The organism is Saccharothrix sp. NBAS 001 (assembly GCF_056640475.1).
This window is the reverse complement of the sequence record NZ_CM153251.1, coordinates 5,781,770-5,803,127: the sequence shown is the minus strand read 5'-3', so window position 1 is coordinate 5,803,127 and position 21,358 is coordinate 5,781,770. Positions and strand designations below refer to the sequence as shown.

The 21,358-nt window shown below is 71.2% G+C and carries 20 protein-coding genes; 11 read left to right on the top strand and 9 right to left on the bottom strand.

All coding sequences use genetic code 11. The features are described from left to right. The first annotated feature begins 42 nt into the window (after nucleotides 1-42). Both AC0HI0_RS24360 and AC0HI0_RS24355 read left to right on the top strand, forming a co-directional pair. On the top strand, nucleotides 43-549 hold the full coding sequence (locus tag AC0HI0_RS24360; protein ID WP_480925815.1) for an N-acetyltransferase family protein: 507 nt from the start codon (nucleotides 43-45) through the stop codon (nucleotides 547-549). Nucleotides 550-562: 13 nt separating this feature from the next. Further along, nucleotides 563-1,897, top strand: a complete 1,335-nt coding sequence (locus AC0HI0_RS24355; protein ID WP_480925814.1) for a hypothetical protein — start codon at nucleotides 563-565, stop codon at nucleotides 1,895-1,897. A gap of 46 nt (nucleotides 1,898-1,943) precedes the next feature. Here AC0HI0_RS24355 and AC0HI0_RS24350 read toward each other — a convergent pair whose 3' ends face one another. Continuing rightward, nucleotides 1,944-2,570, bottom strand: coding sequence for a hypothetical protein (locus AC0HI0_RS24350; protein WP_480925813.1), 627 nt, complete (start codon nucleotides 2,568-2,570; stop codon nucleotides 1,944-1,946). Nucleotides 2,571-2,673: 103 nt separating this feature from the next. Continuing rightward, nucleotides 2,674-3,135, bottom strand: coding sequence for a CcdC protein domain-containing protein (locus AC0HI0_RS24345; RefSeq protein WP_480925812.1), 462 nt, complete (start codon nucleotides 3,133-3,135; stop codon nucleotides 2,674-2,676). A 67-nt stretch (nucleotides 3,136-3,202) separates the two neighbouring features. Here AC0HI0_RS24345 and AC0HI0_RS24340 point away from each other — a divergent pair, with 67 nt between their 5' ends. The 3 genes from AC0HI0_RS24340 (at nucleotide 3,203) to AC0HI0_RS24330 (ending at nucleotide 5,206) form a co-directional block, all read left to right on the top strand. Then, on the top strand, nucleotides 3,203-3,829 hold the full coding sequence (locus AC0HI0_RS24340) for a TetR/AcrR family transcriptional regulator (protein WP_480925811.1): 627 nt from the start codon (nucleotides 3,203-3,205) through the stop codon (nucleotides 3,827-3,829). A gap of 136 nt (nucleotides 3,830-3,965) precedes the next feature. Next, nucleotides 3,966-4,562, top strand: coding sequence for a P-loop NTPase family protein (locus AC0HI0_RS24335; protein ID WP_480925810.1), 597 nt, complete (start codon nucleotides 3,966-3,968; stop codon nucleotides 4,560-4,562). Next, complete coding sequence (locus AC0HI0_RS24330) at nucleotides 4,559-5,206, top strand: Rossmann-fold NAD(P)-binding domain-containing protein (protein ID WP_480925809.1); 648 nt, start codon at nucleotides 4,559-4,561, stop codon at nucleotides 5,204-5,206. Before AC0HI0_RS24335 ends, AC0HI0_RS24330 begins: the two co-directional genes overlap by 4 nt. 62 nt (nucleotides 5,207-5,268) lie before the next feature. Here AC0HI0_RS24330 and AC0HI0_RS24325 read toward each other — a convergent pair whose 3' ends face one another. The 5 genes from AC0HI0_RS24325 to AC0HI0_RS24305 form a co-directional block, all read right to left on the bottom strand. Next, nucleotides 5,269-5,865, bottom strand: coding sequence for a TetR/AcrR family transcriptional regulator (locus AC0HI0_RS24325; protein WP_480925808.1), 597 nt, complete (start codon nucleotides 5,863-5,865; stop codon nucleotides 5,269-5,271). Further along, the gene (locus AC0HI0_RS24320) at nucleotides 5,862-7,757 is read right to left on the bottom strand and encodes a YhgE/Pip family protein (RefSeq protein WP_480925807.1); all 1,896 of its coding nucleotides are present in this window, start codon (nucleotides 7,755-7,757) and stop codon (nucleotides 5,862-5,864) included. Before AC0HI0_RS24320 ends, AC0HI0_RS24325 begins: the two co-directional genes overlap by 4 nt. Beyond that, entirely contained in the window at nucleotides 7,754-8,809 is a 1,056-nt protein-coding gene (locus tag AC0HI0_RS24315; RefSeq protein WP_480925806.1) for an ATP-binding cassette domain-containing protein, read from the bottom strand. Before AC0HI0_RS24315 ends, AC0HI0_RS24320 begins: the two co-directional genes overlap by 4 nt. A gap of 235 nt (nucleotides 8,810-9,044) precedes the next feature. Then, the gene (locus AC0HI0_RS24310) at nucleotides 9,045-10,172 is read right to left on the bottom strand and encodes an N-acetyltransferase family protein (protein ID WP_480925805.1); all 1,128 of its coding nucleotides are present in this window, start codon (nucleotides 10,170-10,172) and stop codon (nucleotides 9,045-9,047) included. 9 nt (nucleotides 10,173-10,181) lie between these two features. Then, the gene (locus AC0HI0_RS24305; RefSeq protein WP_480925804.1) at nucleotides 10,182-11,012 is read right to left on the bottom strand and encodes a class I SAM-dependent methyltransferase; all 831 of its coding nucleotides are present in this window, start codon (nucleotides 11,010-11,012) and stop codon (nucleotides 10,182-10,184) included. Nucleotides 11,013-11,216: 204 nt separating this feature from the next. On the opposite strand from AC0HI0_RS24305, the gene rpsA reads away from it, so the two are divergent. From rpsA to coaE, 3 genes are all read left to right on the top strand, one after another. After that, the gene (gene rpsA, locus AC0HI0_RS24300) at nucleotides 11,217-12,713 is read left to right on the top strand and encodes a 30S ribosomal protein S1 (RefSeq protein WP_480925803.1); all 1,497 of its coding nucleotides are present in this window, start codon (nucleotides 11,217-11,219) and stop codon (nucleotides 12,711-12,713) included. A 603-nt stretch (nucleotides 12,714-13,316) separates the two neighbouring features. After that, complete coding sequence (locus AC0HI0_RS24295) at nucleotides 13,317-13,793, top strand: hypothetical protein (RefSeq protein WP_480925802.1); 477 nt, start codon at nucleotides 13,317-13,319, stop codon at nucleotides 13,791-13,793. Between the two features lie 924 nt (nucleotides 13,794-14,717). After that, a complete protein-coding gene (gene coaE / locus AC0HI0_RS24290; RefSeq protein WP_480934373.1) occupies nucleotides 14,718-15,878 on the top strand; it encodes a dephospho-CoA kinase in 1,161 nt (386 codons plus the stop codon). Here coaE and AC0HI0_RS24285 read toward each other — a convergent pair. Together AC0HI0_RS24285 and AC0HI0_RS24280 are read right to left on the bottom strand one after the other, a co-directional pair. Beyond that, entirely contained in the window at nucleotides 15,854-16,297 is a 444-nt protein-coding gene (locus tag AC0HI0_RS24285) for a ribonuclease FAU-1 family protein (protein WP_480925801.1), read from the bottom strand. The two genes, coaE and AC0HI0_RS24285, sit on opposite strands and share 25 nt — an antisense overlap. A gap of 212 nt (nucleotides 16,298-16,509) precedes the next feature. Beyond that, nucleotides 16,510-17,022: a ribonuclease FAU-1 family protein gene (locus tag AC0HI0_RS24280; RefSeq protein ID WP_480925800.1), complete on the bottom strand. Its 513-nt coding sequence runs from the start codon at nucleotides 17,020-17,022 to the stop codon at nucleotides 16,510-16,512. Nucleotides 17,023-17,132: 110 nt separating this feature from the next. Between AC0HI0_RS24280 and AC0HI0_RS24275 the strand changes: the two genes are divergently transcribed. From AC0HI0_RS24275 to AC0HI0_RS24265, 3 genes are all read left to right on the top strand, one after another. Continuing rightward, the gene (locus AC0HI0_RS24275; protein WP_480925799.1) at nucleotides 17,133-18,476 is read left to right on the top strand and encodes a DUF5685 family protein; all 1,344 of its coding nucleotides are present in this window, start codon (nucleotides 17,133-17,135) and stop codon (nucleotides 18,474-18,476) included. A gap of 226 nt (nucleotides 18,477-18,702) precedes the next feature. After that, on the top strand, nucleotides 18,703-20,859 hold the full coding sequence (uvrB, locus tag AC0HI0_RS24270) for an excinuclease ABC subunit UvrB (RefSeq protein WP_480925798.1): 2,157 nt from the start codon (nucleotides 18,703-18,705) through the stop codon (nucleotides 20,857-20,859). A gap of 129 nt (nucleotides 20,860-20,988) precedes the next feature. Next, the gene (locus tag AC0HI0_RS24265; protein WP_480925797.1) at nucleotides 20,989-21,339 is read left to right on the top strand and encodes an MmcQ/YjbR family DNA-binding protein; all 351 of its coding nucleotides are present in this window, start codon (nucleotides 20,989-20,991) and stop codon (nucleotides 21,337-21,339) included. Nucleotides 21,340-21,358: the final 19 nt, after the last annotated feature.

The following is a 21,358-nucleotide window of genomic DNA, read 5'->3' as shown; positions in this document are numbered from 1 at the left end:
CAGATCCAGCTAGGGTTCGGATTCCGAACCTAGGGGGCCGTCATGACCAGACTCCGCGTGCTCGACCGCGACGACGTGGGCGCAGCCGTCGACGCGGTGTTCGAGGGCCTGTCGGCGCAGAGCCGCTACCTGCGCTTCCACGCCCCGGTGCCCCGGCTCACCGCGTCCATGCGCGGTCGGCTGACCGACCTGGACGGCCGCCGCCGGGCCGCCGTGGTCGCCGAGTCCGGCAGGCGCGCCATCGGGATCGCCCGGCTGGCCGCCACCGGGGAGGACGTCGCCGAGATCGCGGTCGCCGTGGTCGACCGGTGGCAGCGCAAGGGCGTCGGCACCCGCCTGATGACCGAGATCGGCAGGCTGGCCACCGACCTGGCCTACGCGGAGCTGACCGGCGAGGTGCTCTACGAGAACGTGGCGATGGTGCACCTGGTGCGCCGCGTGTTCCCCGGCGTGCGGCTCGACGCGTCCGACCGCGAATCCCTCCGGATCAGCTACCCGCTCACCTTCACCCTCACCCACGAGGACCTGGTGGCCGACCTCCGGTGGTGAGCACAATCGGGCCATGCGCCGGGTCCTGGGGTTGGTCTCCGTCCTGATCCTGCTGTTCGCCGCCCCCGCCAGTGCGGTGCCGCGCCCGGCCTCGGCCCGCTCGGGCCAGACCACGGCGACCCCGCCGGACCGGCCGCTGCCCGGCTACACGATCTCGAACCCGGTGCTGCCGCCCGCGCTGGTCGGTGGACGACCCAGTCGCGTGCTGCAAGGCGTGCACGAGCACGCCGGGTACGCGATCGAGGTCCCGCCCCGCTGGAACGGCCGACTGGCCATGTGGGCGCACGGCTACCGGGGCACCGGCAAGGTCCTCACCGTCGACCCTCCGGCCTACGAACTGCGCCAACGGCTGCTCGACCAGGGTTTCGCCTGGGCCTCCTCCAGCTACTACGCCAACGGCTACGACGTGAAGGCGGGCGTCGAGAGCACGCACGCCCTGGCCCTGCGCTTCGGCGAGCTGGTCGGCACGCCCTCGGACGTGTTCGTCGCGGGCGTCTCCATGGGCGGGCACGTGATCGGGCGGTCGCTGGAGCAGTTCCCCGGCTTCTACCGGGCGGCCCTGCCGCTGTGCGGCGTGCTCGGCGACCAGGAGCTGTTCGACTACCTGCTGGACTACCAGGTCGTGGCCCAGGCGCTGGCCGGCGTCGACGCCTACCCGCTGCCCGCCGACTACCTCGGGTCCGTCGTGCCCGGGATCAAGGCCGCGCTCGGCCTCTACGGCACGCCCAACGAACTCGGCGAGCAGCTCGCCCGGTTCGTGGCCTCGCGCAGCGGCGGTGAACGGCCCGGCGCGCGGGCCGCGTTCCTGCACTGGAAGGACTTCCTGTTCGACCTGGCCGGGAACCCGCCGGCCCGCGACCTGGCGTCCGACCCGATCCAGGTGGCCACCAACCTGTTCACCCGCTACACCCCGAACGCCCCGGTCGACCTCGACCGCGTGGTGGAGAGGGTCCCGCCGCGCAACGTCGAGGCGCGGCTCACCGGGAAGCTGACCGAGGTGCCGCAGGTCGTCGGCCGGCCGAGCGCGCCGGTGCTGTCGCTGCACGACCTGGGCGACCTGTTCGTGCCGTTCTCGATGGAGCAGCGCTACCTGCGCGACGTCCGGTTCCACGGCCGGTCGCACCTGCTCGCGCAGCGCGCGATCCGTGCCGTGGAGCACTGCGAGTTCAGCCCGGCCGAGGTCGGCCGGGCCTGGGACGACCTCGTGGTCTGGGCGGACACCGGGGCGCGGCCCGAGGGGGACGTCGTGGACGACCCCGCTGCGGTGGCCGACCCCGGCTACGGCTGCCGGTTCACCGACCCGACCGCCTACGGGACCGGCACCCGGCGGCTGTTCGCCCCCTGCTGACGCGCCGGCAGGGGGCGACGACGTCCGGGGGCGGCGTGACCGGGGGTCAGCAGGTCGCGACGACGTCCAGGAACGCCTTGTCGGCGCGGCCCTCGTCCTTCGCGAAGATCGCTTCGCGCAGCGAGCGGGCGGCGTCGCGGCACTTGACCATCGACGCGCCGTCGTCCTCGGCGCGCTTGCGGCCGGTCTCCGCGACCTGGGCCGCGTCCTTGGCCTTGGACGCCGCGTCCTGCGCGTCCGCGAGCTTCTTCCCGGAGTCGGTGAGTTCCTTTTCCTTGCCGGCCAATTGCGTGCTGATCCGGTCGTTTTCGCTCACCTTGTTCGCGTACAGCACGCCGAACACGCCGGCGGTCGCGAAGAACAGCACGGCGAGCACCGAGAGCACCACCAGCCCGGTCTTCTTCCGGGGCGCGACCGGCATCGGCGCGGGCTGCCCGGATTGGCCGGCCGGCGGGAATTCCGGGCTGCCGGGCAGTTGCGCGGCCGGGTGGAATTCCGGACCCGCCGGCAGTTGCACGGCGGGCTGGAAGACCTGGTCGCCGGGCACCTCTGCGGCGGGCTGGAACACCTGGTCGGCAGGCTGGTAGCCGCTGGGCGGGCGGTACTGGTCGGACTGGTCGGGCACCGGGAACCCCGGCGGGATTTCCGGTTGCCCGGAGTTCGGGTGGGTCATCTCTCCCCCTGCATTGTGTCGTCCCAGTATGCGGTGCGGGTCCGGGAACCGGCACCGGAATTTTCCGATTCGACACCTTTCGGCGGGCGTTACATGAACTGCGTCACCGCCGTTCCGGGGCGAACGGAACGCCGGACCGGATCGCGCGCAAACCCACCGGGACGAGTTCACCGAGCAGGCCGACGCCGATGGACAGCGTCATCGGCCGCGCGTCGGCGTGCATCCCGGCGGCCACCGCCACGAACCCCAGCCCGGCGTTGACCGCGAACGACCCGACCCACACCGCGAGCGTCCACGGCGTGTACCGCTGCCACAGCACGTCGTCGCGCTCGTACACCTTGACGGTGGTGCCGCGCAGCACCCCCAGCGCGACGCCCACCACCGATCCGCCCACCAGCCACAGCACGTCCACCGGCGTCAACGAGATCTTCGTCAGGTCGTACACGCCGATGCCGAGCAGCACCAGCGGCGGGACGAACAGGTCACGGGCGTTGAGCGGCTCGCCGAGCATCCTCTTGACCGCGACCGCCACCACGGCCGCGGCGATCAGCAACCAGGTCAGCATGTGTGTCTCCCCCTTATGTGGCATGACCGTGCTACTTAAGCTAGCACGTCTGTGCTAGAAAGGAACCGTGCCCAAGGTGGTCGATGCCGAGTCCCGCCGCCGCGCCGTCGCCGAGGCGGTGTTCCGGGTGGTCCGCGCGCGCGGCCTGGAGCAGGCTTCGCTGCGCAACGTCGCCGAGGAGGCGGGGCTGGCGATCGGCTCGGTGCGGCACTACTTCACCGATCACGACGAGCTGCTGGTGTTCGCGCTGGACGAACTCGCCGAGCGGGTCGAGCGCCGGGTGCTGGCCCGGGTGGCGCAGATCTACGCCGCCGACACGCCGGGGGAGCGGCGCGCGGGCGTCGTGGACCTGCTCGGCGAACTGGTCCCGCTGGACCCGGACCGGCACGACGAGGCGGTGGTCTGGCTGGAGTTCTCCGGGGCGGCCCGCACCCGGCCCGCCCTCGCGCCGGGCGCCCGCCGGCTGCACGACGGCATCCGGATGATCGCCCGCCGGGTGCTGGAGCGGGTCGGCGTGCCCGACGTCGGGCCGGAGGCCGAACGGCTGGCCGCGCTGCTCGACGGCCTGGCCGTCAACGCGGTGCTGCAACCCGACCTGACCACGCCCGACCTCATTCGCGCGGTGCTCGCGCGGCACCTGGACGCGTTGCGCGTCAACGACGTTCCACCACTGGTCCAGTCCACTGAGGACTGATCGGTGGTGTGCCGCCGGCCAACCGGGAGCGCGGGTGGTGGGAGGTTTTCGGTGGAACGCTCGTCTCGCTTGCCCGATCGGGTGGCCGTCGCGCGAGTCCGTCCGGGGGGTTGCGGCGCGACGGTAGCCTTTCCCGGTGCCGCTGTTAGGACCTACTGACGAGTTGCCGCACTCGCCGAGGCGGGTGCTGGTCGCGGGCACCTCCGGTGCGGGCAAGACGACGATGGCCCGGTGCGTCGCGGACGTGCTCGGTCTGTCCTATGTGGAAATGGACTCGCTGTTCCACGGTCCACAGTGGACGAAGCGGGTCGAGTTCGAGGCCGACGTGCGGGAGCTGGTGAAACGCGGCTCCTGGGCGACCGAGTGGCAGTACACCGCGGCCCGGCCGCTGCTGCTGGCCCGCGCCGACACGCTGGTCTGGCTCGACCACCCGAAGCACACCGTGCTGCGCCGGGTGGCCGTGCGGACGGTGGTCCGCCGGGTGCGCCGGCAAGAACTGTGGAACGGCAACACCGAACCGCCCCTGCACACCGTGTTCACCGACCGGGAACATCTGTTGCGGTGGGCGTGGAAGTCGCACGGCCACACGCGTGACCGGATCACCGCGGTGCTGGCCGGCGAACACGGCCCCCGACTGGCGGTGGTCCGGCTGCGCGGGCAGCGTGAAGTGGACCAGTGGCGCGCCGGGCCCCTCCGGCGGGCCGCGGAGCGCGGCGAGGAGTCGGTGCGATGAGTGGGCGGACGGCGCTGGTGCTCGGGGGCACCGGCATGTTGCAGGGCTGTGCGGACGACCTGCTGGCGCAGGGCTGGCAGGTGGTGCTGCCGTCGCGCAGACCACCGCGCGCGGGCGTCGCCGCCCGCGCGGCGCTCGGTGGGCGCGGGCACGTGCCCCAGGCCGGGCTCCGGGGTGTCGGGCGACCCCTGGGCGCGGCGTCGGAGGGCGCCGGGTCGCGAGGTGCCGGCGGGGCGGGCGCGAAGTGGGTGCACGCCGACTGGGCCCGGCCCGAGGAGCTGGCGCGGCGCGTCCGCGAGGTGCTGCCGGGACCGGCGGACCTGCTGGTGGCGTGGGTGCACCTGAGCTACCGGGTGCCCGTGCTGCGCGCCGTCGCGCCGCTGCTGGCCGAGCACGCGCCGGTGGTCGAGGTGCACGACAGCAGCGGGATCGTCTCCCGGCACGGCGTCCCGGAGCCGATCCTGGCCGGCCACCCCACCCAGCAGGTGGTGCTCGGCATCGTCAAGCACGGCACCGGCACGCGCTGGCTCAGCCACGAGGAGGCGTCCGTCGGCGTGCTGGAGGCGGTGCGCCGCGCGGTGGAGGGCAAGCCGCCGTCGATGCACCAGGTCGGCGACGTCGACACCTGGGCGGTCCGCCAGTAGCCCCGACCCGCCAGTGGCCCGGTCCGCCAGTGGCCCGGTCCGCCGGGTCGGCGGGTGGGTGCTCAGCCCGCCGGGCGCAGGCCGCGCACCAGGATCAGCACCGCCTCGCGCACGTCGGCCAGCGTCCGCTCGGGCTGGAACACCTGCCAGTCCAGGGCGACCACCAGCAACGTGCCGAACAGCGCGGCCGACGCGGTGCCCACCTGCACGCCCTCGGGCAGCCGCCCCTCGTCGGACAGCCGCTGCATCTGCCCGCGCACGATGGACACGATGTCGTCGCGCAGCAGGCTCAGCGTGCCGTGCCACTGGCCCGGCGTCCGCCACAGCTCGCTCACCAGCAGCTGGCCGAACGCCGGGTACTCGGCGAAGAACCCCAGCACCCCGTCGACCAGCGACTCCATCGCCCGCTCGGTCTCCGCCTCGCCCTCGGCCACCCGCAGCCGGGACGCGAGCAGCTCCACCCCGTGCCGCAGCAGGGCGTCCACCAGGGCGTCCTTGCTGGCGAAGTTGTAGTAGACGGTGCCCTTCGCGACCCCGGCCTCGGCGGCGATCTCGTCCACCGTCACGCTCGCCGCGCCGCGCTCGCCGACCAGCTTCAGCGCGGCGTCGAACAGCTTCTGCTTGGTGACGGCGGTGCGGCCGGGTCGCGTGTTGGTCACAGCACCAGCTCGGGCTTCAGTCGAGACGGGGTCCACACCCGCTGCTTGTACGCGGCGAACGTCGACAAGGCAAGCGATCCGACGAGGTAGGCGACCAGGATCAGCGCGTCCTTGCCGACGCTGCCCAGCGACCCGCCGTACATCAGGTGCCGCAACCCGTCCACGGCGTAGCCCATGGGCAGCCCGTAGTGCAGCGGGTACAGCGGCACCGGGATCGTCTGCCACGGGAACGTGCCGCCCGCGCTGACCAGCTGGAGGATCAGCAGCACCAGGCCGACGAACTTGCCGACCGCGCCCAGCAGCGCGTTCAACGCGTGCAGCACGGCCACGAACGTCGCCGACGTGAGCAGCAGGAACCCGAGCGTCCACACCGGGTGCGTGGGCCGGATGTCGACCACCAGCGTCACCACCGAGAACATGATCACCACCTGCGCCGCGCCCAGCAGCACCCCGGGCAGCCACCCGCCCAGCGCCACCCGCAGCGCGTTCTGCCCGGCCGCCAGCCCCCGCCGTGACAACGGCTTGAGCAGCAGGAACAGCACGAACGCGCCGATCCAGGTGGCCAACCCGAGGAAGAACGGGGCGAGCCCCGCGCCGTAGCTGCCGGCGGAGGTCTGGCTCACCCCGCGCACGTTCACCGGGTCGCCGATGGTGTCGGCGGTGGATTCGCGGGTCGGGTCGTCCGGGTTCGGGATCTGCGCGACCCCCTCGTTCAGGCCGTCGCGCAGCTTGTTCGTGCCGTCCACGAGCTTCTGCTCGCCGTCGCGCAGGGCGACCGCGCCGTCGCGGAGCTGGGCGTTGCCGGACGCGACCTGCGCCGCGCCGTCGTTGAGCTTGGTGATCGCGTCGGTCAGCGCCGGGGTCGAGGCGGCGAGCTGCGCCGCGCCGTCGGACACCTGCTTCGCGCCGTTGGCCAGCGTCCTGAGCTGGCCGGCGGTGCCCTGGACCTTGGCGTTGGCGTCGTCCACCGGGGCGCGCGCCTCGGTCAACGTCTGGAGCACGCGCTGCACCTGCTCCTCGGTGAAGCCCGCCGCCCGCAGCCGGGTCGCGATGTCCCCGTTGACCTGGTCCAACCGGCCGACCAGGGTCTGCGCCTTGGCGGCGTAGTCCTCGGCGGTCTTCGCGACCGTCTCGTTGCCGTCGGAGACCTGTTTCGCGCCGTCCGCGAGCTGCTGGGACTTCGCCGGCAGGGCCTGGGTCTGGTCGCGCAGCTGCTTGAGCCCGGCGGAGAGCTGCGCGGCCCCGTCCGCGAGCGGGCCCGCGCCGTCGACCAGCTTCTGGCTGCCGGTGAGGGCGTCCTGCTGGCCGTTGGCCAGGGTGGTCGCGCCGTCGGCGGCCTCGGCGGTCTTCGCGCGGATCGTGGAGAAGCCGAGCAGCAGCTTGTCGGCGGCCTCCGCGCCCACCTTCACCGACACCGACCGGCGGACCTCGGCCACGACCTGGTTGGCGATCGTGGAACCGAGGTAGTTGTTGGCGTCGTTGGTGGTCAGCATGATCACGCCCTGGCGCGGGGTGAACTCGCCGGAGGACAGCAGCGCCTTGGAGAAGTCGGCGGGCAGGGTCAGCGCGAACGTGTAGGTGCCGTTGCGGACGCCTTCCTCGGCGTCGTCGGCGCTCACCCGGTGCCAGTCGAACTTGGCGCCGGAGATCAGCTCGGTGGCGACGTCCTCGCCGGCGTTCTTGGTCGTGCCGTCGCTGGTGGTGGCGCCCTTGTCCTCGACGACGAGGGCGGCGGGGACCTGCTTGAGGTTCGCGTAGGGGTCTTTGTTGGCGTAGAGGTAGAGGGCCGCGTAGAGCAGGGGCACCAGGGCCAGGGCCAGGACCGCGAGCTTGGGCAGCTTGCCGGAGGTGATGCGGCGCAGTTCGTTGAACGCCATCCGCAGGGCGGTCACTGGTTCTCCTCGGCGTGGTCGACGGCCGGGCGCAGGTCCGGTCGGGTGGGCTCGCCGACGTCGGTGGCGGTTCGCTTCGTGGTCTCGGTGCTCGCCGGCTCGGCGGCCGGCGTGGTGGCTGCGGGCGCAGTGGATGCAGGCGTGGTGGCTGCGGGCGCGGTGCTCGCCGGCTTGGTGCCGGTCGGCTCGGTGCCGGTCGGCTCGGCGGCCTGGGTGGTGGCGGGTGTGGTGGCTGCGGGCGCGGTGCCGGCCGGCTGCGGCGTGGCCTGGTTCGGGGCCTGCTCGGGCTTGGTGGCCGGTGTCGCGCCAGGTGCCGGCGTGCCGGCGGGGAACGTGCGGACGGTCGGCGGGGCCGGCGGGAGACGGGTCGTGACGGGGTGCAGGTCGCGTTCGGTGGGGTCGAGCGCGCGGGCGTGCTTGGCGGTGTGCTCCTCGGGCGCGGGCAGCGTGTTGTCCGCGCCCAGGCGGGCCACCGGGATGCCGAGCACGGCGGCGGACGTGGTCGTGCACAGGACGACGACCGAGAGTTCGGGCGTCACGTGGTCGCGCGCGAGCTGGAGCCAGCCGGCCGGGTCCCCGTGGTAGCGGTCCGGCGTGTCCACGATCAGCACGCGCGCGCCGGGACGTCCTGCGGCCAGCTCCAACATCAGCCCGCACCGGACGTCGGCCGGCACGTACTCGAACCGGGTGTCGATGTGCGCCTCGGCCCCGCGCTCGACCAGCCAGTCGGCCACGGCCTTGCGCCCGCTGCGCTGCCGGTTCATGGCCAGCTCCTCGCCGACCACCCCGGCCAGCGAGAGCGACGCCTCGGGCTCGTTCACGCCGGGCGAGTCCACCAGCACGACCTGGTCGCGCAGCGCGGCGGCGTCGGGCGTGACGGAACCGGTGCTCGGGCGCATCCGCCCGGACAGCACCAGGGCGAACGCGGTGTGCCCCGCGTCCGGGGGGCCCGCCGCCACCACCAGTTCGCCCGGCGGCACGCGCAGGCTGGTCGGCTTGAGCAACGGGCCGTGCGGCCCGGCGACGCCGACGCGCTGTGCGTGGATCTCCACGGCGTAACCCCTTCTTTGAACTGACTGGTCAGTTCAAATAGTGGCGCAGCCAGGCATCGACCGCAACCGCGTCGGTTGTGATCCGGTGCGACAAGTGCAACACCTGCCGCCGAATGGCGCAGTGCGACCGGACGTCCGCGCGTCGAGCAGGTGCTCCCGCGCGCGTCCAGTGCGGAGCGCGGAGACCGGTCTGCTGCGCGTGGACGCCTCCGTGCCGGCAGGCGTGGGGTTCCGGCTAGCGCAGTGCGCCCGCCGGGCGGACTTCCCACACCGTCCACAGCGGGCGGTAGCCCTGCCGGGGCCAGAACACCGACGACAGCGGGTTCGGCGGGTTGTAGTAGAGGTAGCTGCCGACCGTGCCCAACCGCTGCAACTCGTGGTGCGCGTAGGCCATCAGGTGCCGCCCGATCCCCGCGCCCCGCGCGCCGGGCAGCACCGAGACGCAGTTGACGTAGCCCCAGCGACCGGTCGGCAACCGGGTCGACGTCCAGTTCCCCGGCTCGGAGGTGACCAGCGCGCACTCGGCCAGCGCGACCGCGATCCCGTCCCGCTCGGCGAGCCACGCCGGACCGCCCGCGGTGAGCCGCTCGGCCAGCGTGCGGCGCTTGAGCTCGGCCGCCTCCGGCCGGTCGACGGTGGAGCCGACCAGCGCCGAGTACCGCAGTTCGGCCAGCGCCAGGTTGATCACGGCGTCCAGGTCGGCGGGGGTCGCGCGGCGGACGGCGAGGGTCCCGGACGGGGGCGGCGTGCGCCGCGCGGCCGCTCCGGCGAGCGGGACGGTGTGCCCCGGCTGCCCGGCGCGCTGCGGGGCCGCCGGGGTCCCGGGGCGCGGCGAGACGTGCGGGGAGGCGTGCGGGGAGGCGTTGGGTTGGGCGGGGGACGGGGTCCCGGGCGTGCGGGAGGAGGTGGCCCGCGCCATCGCGGACTGCGGTGTCCGGGTCACCCCGACGGGTGAAGTTCGGCGCACCGCGATCACGGAGAGCGGCACCATGCCGTGGTCGAGCAGCGCCCGCGCGGACTCGGCGTCCCGGCTCGGCCACGTCACCACGCACGCCGAGTCCCGCTCGGCCGGGCCCGCCCGGTCCATCCACTGCCGCCACGCGCGCAGCAGCGCGTCCATCCCAGCCGCGCCCGCGCCGCCCAGCAGCGGCGTCAGCTCCCACACCTCGGTCGCCGACCACAGGCGTGCCGCGGACGTCCGGTCGTGCACCTGGTGCTGCACGACGCCCGCGACCCGCGTGCCGTCCGGCAGCGCGGCGGTGATCACGTCCCCGTCCGGCGGCGCGACCACGGTCGGCAGCCAGGGGTCGATCCCCGCGAACCGCGTGCCCTGCGCCTCCACCAGCCCCCGACTGACGGTCATGACCGCAGGCTACGGCTTGCGCGTCCGCAGAATCGCGGTGCCGGGGAATAGCCGGCCCCGCAGCGGGCTCCACTGGCCCCACGTCCGGGAGTGCCCCGCGGGCCACTCCGGCTCGACCACGTCCACCAGCTCCAGCCCCGCCCCGACCAGCGCGCGGACGTAGTCGCCCATGGTCCGGTGGTGCTCCACGTACGTCGCCCGCCCGCTCTCGTCGACCTCTACATAGGGGGTGCGGTCGAAGTACGACTGCGTCACGGTCAGCCCGTTGGGCCCCGGATCGTCCGGGAAGATCCACCGGATCGGATGAGTCACGGAGAACACCCAGGGCGCGCCAGGCCGCAACACGCGGGACACCTCGCGGAACACGTCACCCACGTCGGCGACGAACGGCACCGCCCCGAACGCCGAGCACGCGGCGTCGAAGCTCGCGTCCGCGAACGGCAGCTGGTCCGCGCTGGCCTGCACGAGCGGCACGGACAGCCCGGTCGCGGAGTTGCCCGCCACGGCGTGCCGCAGCATCCCGGCGGAGATGTCGAACGCGACCGGGAGCGCGCCCTTGGCCGCCAGCCACCGGGCGCACGGGGCCGACCCGCAGCCCACCTCCAGCACCCGCCGGCCGGTCACGTCGCCGAGGAACCCGACCTCCTCCTCGCGGAGCCCCTCCGGGCACCAGACGAAGTCCGCCGCGCCCAGGAAGTCGCCGTGTTCGGCGTGGTAGTCGTCCGCGTCGGCGTCCCACCAGATCCGGTTCGCGGTCCGCGATTCGGCGGCGTCGGCGCCCCGCAGCGCGATGCCGGTCGTGCCGAGCGCCAGTTCGGCGCTCGCGTGCTGGTCGGACACGCTGCTCCTTCAGGGTTACGCGCAGGGGGTGCGGTTTGCCCGCGGGTCGTCGGAACGCGTACGATACCGCCCGCGTAGTGGGTTCGCGCTGCCCATGATCGGTATGCACGTCACGGGACTGGTCGTCGGGGGAAGCCTTGCCTCCCGCGCAGTGTTGTACCCACATGCCAGACGACCCCAATCCGTACCGGAGCCACCTACCTAATGTCCACCGACACCACCACTGTCCCGGCTGCCACTGCGCCGAAGCAGATCGCTATCAACGATATCGGGACGGAGGAGGACTTCCTCGCCGCCATCGACAAGACCATCAAGTACTTCAACGATGGCGATATCGTCGAGGGCACCATCGTCAAGGTCGACCGGGACGAGGTCCTGCTCGACATCGGCTACAAGACCGAGGGCGTCATCCCCTCGCGCGAGTTGTCGATCAAGCATGACGTCGACCCCAACGAGGTTGTGAAGGTCGGTGACGAGGTCGAAGCCCTGGTTCTCCAGAAGGAGGACAAGGAAGGGCGGCTGATCCTCTCCAAGAAGCGGGCTCAGTACGAGCGCGCCTGGGGCACCATCGAGGCCCTCAAGGAGAAGGACGAGCCCGTCAAGGGCACGGTCATCGAGGTCGTCAAGGGCGGCCTCATCCTGGACATCGGTCTCCGCGGCTTCCTCCCCGCCTCCCTGGTCGAGATGCGCCGCGTGCGCGACCTGCAGCCCTACGTCGGCCGCGAGCTCGAAGCCAAGATCATCGAGCTGGACAAGAACCGCAACAACGTGGTCCTGTCCCGTCGCGCGTGGCTGGAGCAGACCCAGTCCGAGGTGCGCAGCGAGTTCCTCAACCAGCTCCAGAAGGGCCAGGTCCGCAAGGGCGTCGTGTCCTCCATCGTCAACTTCGGTGCCTTCGTGGACCTGGGTGGCGTGGACGGCCTGGTGCACGTCTCGGAGCTGTCCTGGAAGCACATCGACCACCCGTCCGAGGTCGTCGAGGTCGGCCAGGAGGTCACGGTCGAGGTCTTGGACGTCGACATGGAGCGCGAGCGCGTCTCGCTGTCCCTGAAGGCGACCCAGGAAGACCCGTGGCGCCAGTTCGCCCGGACCCACGCGATCGGCCAGATCGTGCCGGGCAAGGTCACCAAGCTGGTTCCGTTCGGTGCGTTCGTCCGCGTGGACGAGGGCATCGAGGGCCTGGTCCACATCTCCGAGCTGGCCGAGCGCCACGTGGAGATCCCGGAGCAGGTCGTCCAGGTCGGCGACGACGTCATGGTCAAGGTCATCGACATCGACCTCGACCGCCGGCGGATCTCGCTGTCGCTCAAGCAGGCCAACGAGGGCTTCACGGTCGACTCCGAGTTCGACCCGACCCAGTACGGCATGGCCGCCGAGTACGACGACCAGGGCAACTACATCTACCCCGAGGGCTTCGACCCGGAGACCCAGGAGTGGCAGGAAGGCTTCGACAAGCAGCGCGAGGAGTGGGAGCGGCAGTACGCCGAGGCCCACACGCGCTACGAGGCCCACATGAAGCAGGTCGCGAAGGCCGCGGCGGCCGAGGAAGAGGCGGCGGGGGAGACCAACTACTCCTCCGGCGGCGACGCCCCGGTCGCGGCTGCGAGCAGCAGCGGCGGCGCCCCGGCCCAGGCCGGCGGCACCCTGGCGAGCGACGAGCAGCTCGCCGCGCTTCGCGAGAAGCTGTCGGGCGGCGCGTGATCTCGTGATCACGTGACCCGTTCGCGGGTCGGGTGATCGGCCGCACGACCCGGGCTGTGCCCGGTCGGCACGGCTGAGCACGGGTCGGCACGACGGAGAACGCCACGACGGCCCCGCACCGGTTCCAGGTGCGGGGCCGTTGTCGTGCGCTAAATTGTGATCCCTGTGGCTGCTCGGATTCGGCGAGGGGACAACGGCTTCGGTCGCAGCGGCGGTGGTGCCGGTGGGTGTGGTGACGCCGGGGTGGTGACGCCGGTGGGTGCGGCGATGGGTGCGGTGGCGGTCGTTGGGTTGGCGGTCGTTGGGTCGGCGGGGGTGGCGTCCGGTATGTCGGCGGGTGAAGTTCGGGCGAGTGCGAGTGCGAGTGCGAGCGCGGGTCGGGCGGGTGTGGGTCGGGCGGGTGTGGGTGTGCGTCGGGCGGGCTCGGGTCGTGTGAGCGCTGGTCGTGTTACCGCTGGTCGTGTGAGCGCGGGGTGGGCCGGGGTTGCTGCGGCGATGTTGGCGGTTGTGGTCGGGGGGTGTTCGGCGCAGCCGCAGTCGATCGCGCCGCCTGTCCAGATCCCGACGATTCTCGCGCCCACGACGGTGGTGCGGACGCCTGTGATGGTGGACCGCGAGTTGCCCGACGACTGCGAGCTGATCGTTCCGGTGGAGAAGGTCAACTCCCGGATCGGTCGTGAGGTGCAGGGTGATGTGCGCACGATCATCGGGATCGCGGAGCCGTCGCTGGCCCGTACCGCCAAGATCGACTGCTATTACGACCTGGGTGAGAAGCAGGCTCTCGCTGCGTCGCCGCTGATCATCGGGTTGGCGACGTACGCGGACTCGGGTGCCGCCCAGGAGCGGGTGGCGGACAGCGTCGCGGCGGAGCGGGCCGAGGGTGGGTCGGTGGCCGAGGTCGATGTGGGGAAGCAGAAAGCGTCGTTGGTCAGCACGCCGGCGGAACGGTTGTTGATCGGGTCGTTGGGGAAGACGACGTTCGTCGCGCGGGCGAAGGTCGGGTTCGTGCCGGACGACCAGATGAGTGCGGTCCTGACCGCGTTGGCGGTCCAGTCGATGACGCCAATCGAGGACGCCTGACCTGTTGTGTCCTCCGGGGCGTTCCAGCCGGGCATTGTGGTGAGTTCCCGGGGTTTAGGCGGGGACGTGCGTGTCGATTTGTCCTGTAGAACTGGCCCCTAGCGCTGGGTCGTAGTGCCCAGTTGTGGTGTCTTTTTGTCTTGTCTATCTATCGTGCGGATCTGCCCTTTAGTGTCGCTTTTCGAGCGTCATGAGGCGGGTGTTCGGGCTGGTGTTCAGATTGGTTTCGTGGTGGGTTTTCTCACGTCCTGACAGGTTGTTTCACGATACTGGTCGAGCGGCTTGGCTTAGATGGTTCTCAGCTTTGCGCGGCAGAATTGTCGGTACCCCGTGGGATAATGGTGTCGGGGGCCGGAGGCCGCGCCCTGGAGGGCTGCTGGGGCGCTGAACAGGGGTTTTGCCTCACCTGCGGGCTGTGGCTGCCGGGTGGCCGCCTGGATAGTCGCCTAGGGGCGATCGCTTGGGTGGCCGCTTGGGGTGGATGCCTTGGGGGTTGCTTGGGGTGATCGCTTGGGGAGGTTGCCTTGGGTGGTCGCCTGGGTGGTTGCTTGGGGCGGTTGTTTGGGGCGGTTGCCTTGGGAGGTGGCGTAGAGGTGGTCGCCTGATGGGATTCTGGTGGTCGCCGCTTGAGGTTGCCTGGTGGCGGTGGGGTGTGGGGAGAGGTTTAGAGCGTCCTCGCCGGACGGGCAGGCCGCCAAGGATGACACGAAAAGCGTGGGGGTCTGCGTGTCATCCCCGTAGGGCCTGTCAAAGACCACCGCATTTGGTCAGGGAATGCAAGCGGTGAAGCGTGCTTGCATTCCCTGACCAAATGCGGTTGCCCTGCGGGCAGGCCATACGGGGATGACACGCAGACGGTTGGGTGGTGTGTGTGCTGGGGTAATGCGTGTGCGGGGTGTGTTGGTTTGCGGGCAGACTGTGGGCATGTTGCGTGTGGGCCTCTCTGGGGGCATCGGGTCGGGTAAGTCGACGGTGGCTGGGCGGTTGGCCGAGCACGGGGCTGTGGTGATCGACGCCGATCTGTTGGCGCGGGAGGTGGTTGCGCCCGGTACGCCTGGGTTGGCGGAGATTGTCGAGGCGTTCGGGGCTGGGGTTGTCGATGAGGCTGGATCACTCGATCGGGCGGCGTTGGCGGCTCGGGTGTTCAGTGATGATTCGGCTCGGGCGACGCTCAACGGGATCACGCATCCCAAGATCGGGGCCCGTACCGCTGCCTTGATCGCCGCCGCGCCGGCCGACGCGGTTGTCGTGCACGACGTGCCGCTCCTGGTCGAGGGTGGGCTCGCGCCGATGTACCACCTGGTTCTGATCGTGGACGCCGCGCCGGAGGTTCGGGTCGAGCGGTTGATCGGGCGGGGGTTGGCGGAGCAGGACGCTCGGAATCGGATGGCCAAGCAGGCTTCCGACGCGCAGCGGCGTGCGGTGGCCGATGTGTGGCTGGACAACTCGGGTACGCCCGATCGGGTGCTTTCCGTCGTGGACTCGCTGTGGGCCGATCGGTTGGTCCCTTACGAGGCGAACGTCCGTTTGTCCCGGTTTGCTTCCGGGCCGCTCCGGGTTGTGCCTTACGACCCGACGTGGCCTGAGCAGGCGGCGCGGGTGGCCGCGCGGATCTCGCACGCGGCCGGTGGTCGGCGGGTCGAGCACGTCGGGTCGACGTCTGTTCCCGGGTTGGCGGCGAAGGACGTGTTGGACTTCCAGCTCGCCGTGTCCTCGTTGGACGAGGCCGACTCGTTGGCCGCGTCCTTGGGCGATGCGGGGTTCCCGCTGGTCGGGCCGCTGGACGACACGCCCCGGTACGGGGAGCCCGAGCAGTGGCGCAAGCGGGTGCACGCGGGGGCCGATCCGCAGCGGCGGGTCCACCTGCACGTCCGGGTCGAGGGCGGGGCCGGGTGGGACTGGGCGTTGCGGTTCCGGGACTGGCTTCGGGTGGACGCGGTCGCACGGCAGGAGTACGAGGACCTCAAGGTGGAACTCGCGAGCAGGCACACCGACGGGATCGCGTACGGGGACGACAAGGAGCCGTGGATGGAGGCCGCCACGGCTCGGATGGACGCCTTCTACAAGGACGGCCAGACGTCGTAGATGCCCCGGTGGGTCAGCCATGCGCCGAGGTCGTGGCGGTGCAGGCTGACCTCCTCCAACGTGCGGTGCACGGTGCGCAGCGCCTGGTCGGCGTCGTCCGGGTTGAGCACGCGGCCCGCGACGGCGGCGGCGAACTCCTCGGAGCGGACGATGCGGGCCGTCGTGCCGCCGGGCACGGCCAGGCCCAGGAGCAGGTCGGTCGTGCGCCACGAGCGCCCGTCGCGCAGTACGCGCACGGCGGACAGCACGCTCGGGCCGCTGCGCGCGTGCCTCGACCGAGGGCGGTTGTGGGTGAGGCGCAGGCCGAGGTCCGGCATCAACCAGGTGACCTCGGAGTCGGAGAACGGGTCTTCCGGCGTGGGGCATTCCAGGCGCAGTCCCCAGCTCTCCACCCGGCAGGTCGTCAGATGTCGGGACATTCCCGACGAGTAGCTCCGAACTGCGCTGACGGTGTCGACAACGTCGACCAACTGAGGTGTGATGACCGCTCCCACGCGACCCGAGGGTAGCCGTAAGTGTGCGGCCGGTAACACTGCGGGTCGATTCGTTACATCACGGTCTGTAGGTGTATAGGTCTCGTTCCGGTGAACGGGCTCGGATGGCGGTTGACCAGCGGGTGTTACCGTCTGTATTAGGCGTGACGCCAGGTCGTGACGGTCCCCTGCGACGCCAGCCAGCGGACGACGTCGTGCCCGTGCGCGGCGATGCCCGCGACGGCGTTGTAGGCGGTTTCCAGCGCCCACTGCGCGCGGTGTGGCTGGATCAGGTTCTTGCCCATGGCGGCGAGCAGTTCGTCCGTGTCCAACACCGTCACGCTGCGGCCTGTGCGCACGATCAGGTCGAGGTACAGGTCCACGGTCTTCCACACGGACCCGCTGGAGGTGATCTCCACGATGTCCACGTAGAGGTCGTAGTCGCGCTCGTGCCCAGGGTGCCAGGACTGACGTGTGACGCGTAGTCCGTGTGACGGGAGCAGCCACGACTCGAAGTGGGACAGCTGCGGGTGGCCCGGCACGGGGCGGAACATGTAGAGCCCGTGCTGGGTCAGCCGGTACTCGTCGACGCCGCGCAGGTGCCCCTTGGGGTCCGTGTTGCTCTTGGCGTCCAGGTCGAAGTACTCGATCTTCGGCGGGTGGATGTGCATTTGTGAGGTCCCTGCCGCGCTCAGCGTCACGTCGCGCACTTTAGGCACGACGGGCCGCCGAACACCCGATTCTGTCACCCGAAAGTATGATGATCCCTTACTCTTCCGCCATGTTCGGGATCATCCGGCCGTGCCGCAACCGCCTGGGCGCGGACCTGCGCGAATCGTGGCTGGCACACCTCTGTGGACTGTGCCTGGCGCTGCGTGACGACCACGGGCACCTCGCCCGCGTGGTCACGAACTACGACGGGCTGGTCATCTCGGCCCTCGTGGAGGCTCAGACGGCCCGATCCCGGCGTTCGGCGGGTCCGTGCGCGCTGCGCGGCATGAAGTCCGCCGACGTGGCCGTGGGCGCGGGTGCCCGTTTGGCCGCGACGGTGTCGCTCGTGCTCGCGTCGGCGAAGGTCGGCGACCACGTGGACGACCGCGACGGCGCGTTCTCCCGTGCGCCGGTGCGCGGGGTGGGGCGCCAGGTGGCGCGGCGGTGGGCCCGTCAGGCCGCCGAGACCGGGGCCGACCTGGGGTTCGACACGGCGGTGCTGGTCGACGCGGTGCAGCGGCAGGCGTCGGTCGAGGAGGCCGCCGGGCTCGGCAGCTCGGTGTTGCTGGTGACCGAGCCGACGGAGACCGCGAGCGGCGAGGCGGTCGCGCAGACCGCGATCCTGGCCGGGCGACCCGGCAACGCCGTGCCGCTGCGCGAGGTGGGACGCCTGTTCGGGCGGTTGGCGCACCTGATCGACGCGGTGGAGGACTTGGCGGAGGACCGCGCGTCCGGGGCGTGGAACCCGTTGGAGGCGACCGGTACGTCGTTGGACGAGGCGCGGCGGTTGTGCGACGACGCGGCGTTGGGCATCAAGCTCGCCTTGGGTGAGGTGGAGTTCGTGGACGGACGGCTCGTGCACGCGTTGCTGGTGCACGAGGTGCAGGAGTCGATCCGGCGCGCGTTCGGCGAGCCGCATGGGGGTCCGTCACGGGATGCCCACGGGCACCGGCCGCAGGACCCGCCGCCTCCGGAGTGGCAGCCGGGCGGGTACTCGCCCATGGCCGCGCCTTACGGCAGCGTGCCGCCGCCCGGTCCTGTTCCGCCGCCCGCTGCGGGCGGGGCGTACGGGGGTGGCGGGGACGAGCCGCCCTCGCGTCCGACGCGGTGGGACCGCCGGGGCCGGCAGCCCGGACCGGGTGGCGGGCTGTGGTTCTGGCCGGAGCTGGTGTACCCGCCGAAGGGGCGCGGGCTGCTGCTCGGCTGCCTGGCGTTCTTCTACCAGTGCGGGACCTGTCAGTACTGCTGCCGCGACCCGTACCCCGGCCCGTTCAGCGGCAAGTGGCGGTCGGGCGGCTGCGACTGCGGCTCGGGCGGGTGCGATTGCGGGTCGGGCCACAACCACGGTGGTGGGGGCGGTGGTGGGGGCGGGTGCTGTGACTGCTCCTGCTGCGACTGCTGCAACTGCAACTGAGCTGTGGGCTGGGTTGTAATTGAGCTGTCGGCGTGGCTGTGACTGAGCTGTCGGTGGGGCTGTGACTGAGCTGTCGGTGGGGCTGTGACTGAGTGGTCGGTGGGGCTGTGACTGAGTGGTCGGTGGGGCTGTGACTGAGTGGTCGGCGTGGCTGTGAGTGGCTGTTGGCGGGGCGCTGACCTGGGGCGACCGGAAATTGTCGGACCTGGGGCGTACCGTCGTACCCGTGGCTTTCCCTACCGAGATCCCGGTCAAGGCGCACTCGGCGCACCGTCCCGTCGGCGACATCCCGCGCACCGACGGGCAGTTCCGCGTGGTCAGCGACTATCAGCCCGCCGGTGACCAGCCGGCGGCGATCGCCGACCTCGAACGGCGGGTCCGGGCAGGCGAGAAGGACATCGTGCTGCTCGGCGCGACCGGTACCGGCAAGTCGGCCACCACGGCGTGGCTGGTGGAGAAGCTGCAACGCCCGACCTTGGTGATGGCGCCGAACAAGACCCTCGCGGCGCAGCTGGCGAACGAGCTGAAGGAGTTCTTCCCCGAGAACGCGGTGGAGTACTTCGTCAGCTACTACGACTACTACCAGCCCGAGGCGTACATCCCGCAGACGGACACCTACATCGAGAAGGACTCCTCGATCAACGAGGACGTGGAGCGGCTGCGCCACTCGGCCACGATGAGCCTGCTGACCAGGCGGGACGTGATCGTGGTGGCGTCCGTGTCGTGCATCTACGGCCTCGGCACGCCGCAGTCCTACCTCGACCGGTCGATCCAGCTGGAGGTGGGCGGCGAGATCGACCGCGACCTGCTGCTGCGGGCCCTGGTCGACATCCAGTACGCGCGCAACGACGTGGCGTTCAACCGGGGCACGTTCCGCGTCCGGGGCGACACGGTGGAGATCATCCCGGCGTACGAGGAGCTGGCGCTGCGGGTCGAGTTCTTCGGCGACGAGATCGACAAGCTCTACTACCTGCACCCGCTCACCGGCGACGTGATCAGGGAAGTGGACGAGCTGCGGATCTTCCCCGCCACGCACTACGTGGCCGGGCCGGAGCGCATGGAGCGGGCGATCGGCAACATCGAGGCCGAGCTGGCCGACCAGCTCGCCAAGATGGAGCGCCAGGGCAAGCTGCTGGAGGCGCAGCGGCTGCGGATGCGCACCTCGTACGACATCGAGATGATGCGCCAGGTCGGGTTCTGCTCGGGCATCGAGAACTACTCCCGGCACATCGACGACCGGGGTGCGGGCACCGCCCCGGCGACCCTGATCGACTACTTCCCGGACGACTTCCTGCTGGTCATCGACGAGTCGCACGTGACGGTGCCGCAGATCGGCGGCATGTACGAGGGCGACGCCTCCCGCAAGCGCAACCTCGTCGAACACGGCTTCCGCCTGCCAAGCGCGCTCGACAACCGGCCGCTGACCTGGGAGGAGTTCGCCGACCGGATCGGCCAGACGGTGTACCTGTCGGCGACGCCCGGCCCGTACGAGATGGGCCAGGCGGGCGGCGAGTTCGTGGAGCAGGTCATCCGCCCGACCGGCCTGATCGACCCCGAGGTGATCGTCAAGCCGACCGAGGGCCAGATCGACGACCTGGTGCACGAGATCCGGGCGCGGGCCGAGCGCGACGAACGCGTCCTGGTCACCACGCTCACCAAGAAGATGTCCGAGGACCTCACCGACTACCTGCTGGAACTCGGCATCCGGGTCCGCTACCTGCACTCCGAGGTCGACACCCTGCGCCGGGTCGAGCTGCTGCGCCAACTGCGGCTGGGCGATTTCGACGTGCTGATCGGCATCAACCTGCTGCGCGAGGGCCTCGACCTGCCGGAGGTCTCGCTGGTCTCCATCCTGGACGCCGACAAGGAGGGCTTCCTGCGCTCCGGCACCAGCCTCATCCAGACCATCGGCCGCGCGGCCCGCAACGTCTCCGGCCAGGTCCACATGTACGCGGACCGCATCACCGACTCGATGCAGCACGCGATCGAGGAGACCAACCGGCGGCGGGCCAAGCAGATCGCCTACAACGAGGAGCGCGGCCTCGACCCCCAGCCGCTGCGCAAGAAGATCACCGACATCCTGGAGCAGGTCTACGCCGAGGCCGAGGACGCCATCGAGCCGGGCGGCTCTGGCCGCAACGCGTCCCGGGGCAAGAAGCCGACCGGCGACCCGGGCGCGAGCGGCCGCAGTTCGGGAGTCCTGGCCGACCGCGACACCAGCACCATGGCCAGGTCCGAGCTGGCCGACCTGGTCCAGCAGCTCACCGACCAGATGATGAACGCGGCCCGCGAACTCCAGTTCGAGCTGGCGGCCCGCCTCAGGGACGAGATCCAGGACTTGAAGAAGGAACTCCGGGGCATGGACGCGGCCGGCGTCAAGTAGCGGGGATGTTGGCCGGCGGGCGTCGGGTGGCGGCAGCGGGGCGTCGAGAGTGAGGGCACGGCTGGGGTTCGCCGGGGACGTTGAGCGGCCGGGGCTGTTTGTCGGTGGGGTGGCCTAGCGTGTCGGGCTATGACGTTGGACGACGTGATCGCGCACTGCCTCGGCAAGCCGGGTGCCGAGGAGAGCTACCCGTGGGGTGACGAGGAGCTGGTCTGCAAGGTGGGTGGCAAGGCGTTCGCGTTCGTCGGGCTGTCCACGGCGTCGGTGGGGGTGAAGTCGGGTGTGAACGCCGAGGAAGCGGCCGAGTGGCGGGATCGCTTCCCCGACGACATCACGACCAGTGCCTACATCGGCCGCTACGGCTGGAACCGGTTGCGGCTCGGTGGCCAGGTGCCCGAGGACGACGTGCGCGAGCTGATCGACCGGTCTTACGACGCGATCGTCGCCAAGTTGCCGAAGGCCAAGCGTCCGGTGGGGTGAGGCGCGGTGGAGTGGGCGC

What these genes read in the sequence shown, in the direction of transcription:
- coaE (WP_480934373.1), top strand. Translation starts at nt 14,718, where the DNA reads ATGTTGCGTGTGGGCCTCTCTGGGGGCATCGGGTCGGGTAAGTCGACG.
- AC0HI0_RS24345 (WP_480925812.1), bottom strand. Translation starts at nt 3,135, where the DNA reads ATGCTGACCTGGTTGCTGATCGCCGCGGCCGTGGTGGCGGTCGCGGTC.
- AC0HI0_RS24265 (WP_480925797.1), top strand. Translation starts at nt 20,989, where the DNA reads ATGACGTTGGACGACGTGATCGCGCACTGCCTCGGCAAGCCGGGTGCC.
- AC0HI0_RS24285 (WP_480925801.1), bottom strand. Translation starts at nt 16,297, where the DNA reads ATGTCCCGACATCTGACGACCTGCCGGGTGGAGAGCTGGGGACTGCGC.
- AC0HI0_RS24330 (WP_480925809.1), top strand. Translation starts at nt 4,559, where the DNA reads ATGAGTGGGCGGACGGCGCTGGTGCTCGGGGGCACCGGCATGTTGCAG.
- AC0HI0_RS24360 (WP_480925815.1), top strand. Translation starts at nt 43, where the DNA reads ATGACCAGACTCCGCGTGCTCGACCGCGACGACGTGGGCGCAGCCGTC.
- AC0HI0_RS24280 (WP_480925800.1), bottom strand. Translation starts at nt 17,022, where the DNA reads ATGCACATCCACCCGCCGAAGATCGAGTACTTCGACCTGGACGCCAAG.
- AC0HI0_RS24310 (WP_480925805.1), bottom strand. Translation starts at nt 10,172, where the DNA reads ATGACCGTCAGTCGGGGGCTGGTGGAGGCGCAGGGCACGCGGTTCGCG.
- rpsA (WP_480925803.1), top strand. Translation starts at nt 11,217, where the DNA reads ATGTCCACCGACACCACCACTGTCCCGGCTGCCACTGCGCCGAAGCAG.
- AC0HI0_RS24275 (WP_480925799.1), top strand. Translation starts at nt 17,133, where the DNA reads ATGTTCGGGATCATCCGGCCGTGCCGCAACCGCCTGGGCGCGGACCTG.
- AC0HI0_RS24355 (WP_480925814.1), top strand. Translation starts at nt 563, where the DNA reads ATGCGCCGGGTCCTGGGGTTGGTCTCCGTCCTGATCCTGCTGTTCGCC.
- AC0HI0_RS24350 (WP_480925813.1), bottom strand. Translation starts at nt 2,570, where the DNA reads ATGACCCACCCGAACTCCGGGCAACCGGAAATCCCGCCGGGGTTCCCG.
- AC0HI0_RS24295 (WP_480925802.1), top strand. Translation starts at nt 13,317, where the DNA reads ATGGTGGACCGCGAGTTGCCCGACGACTGCGAGCTGATCGTTCCGGTG.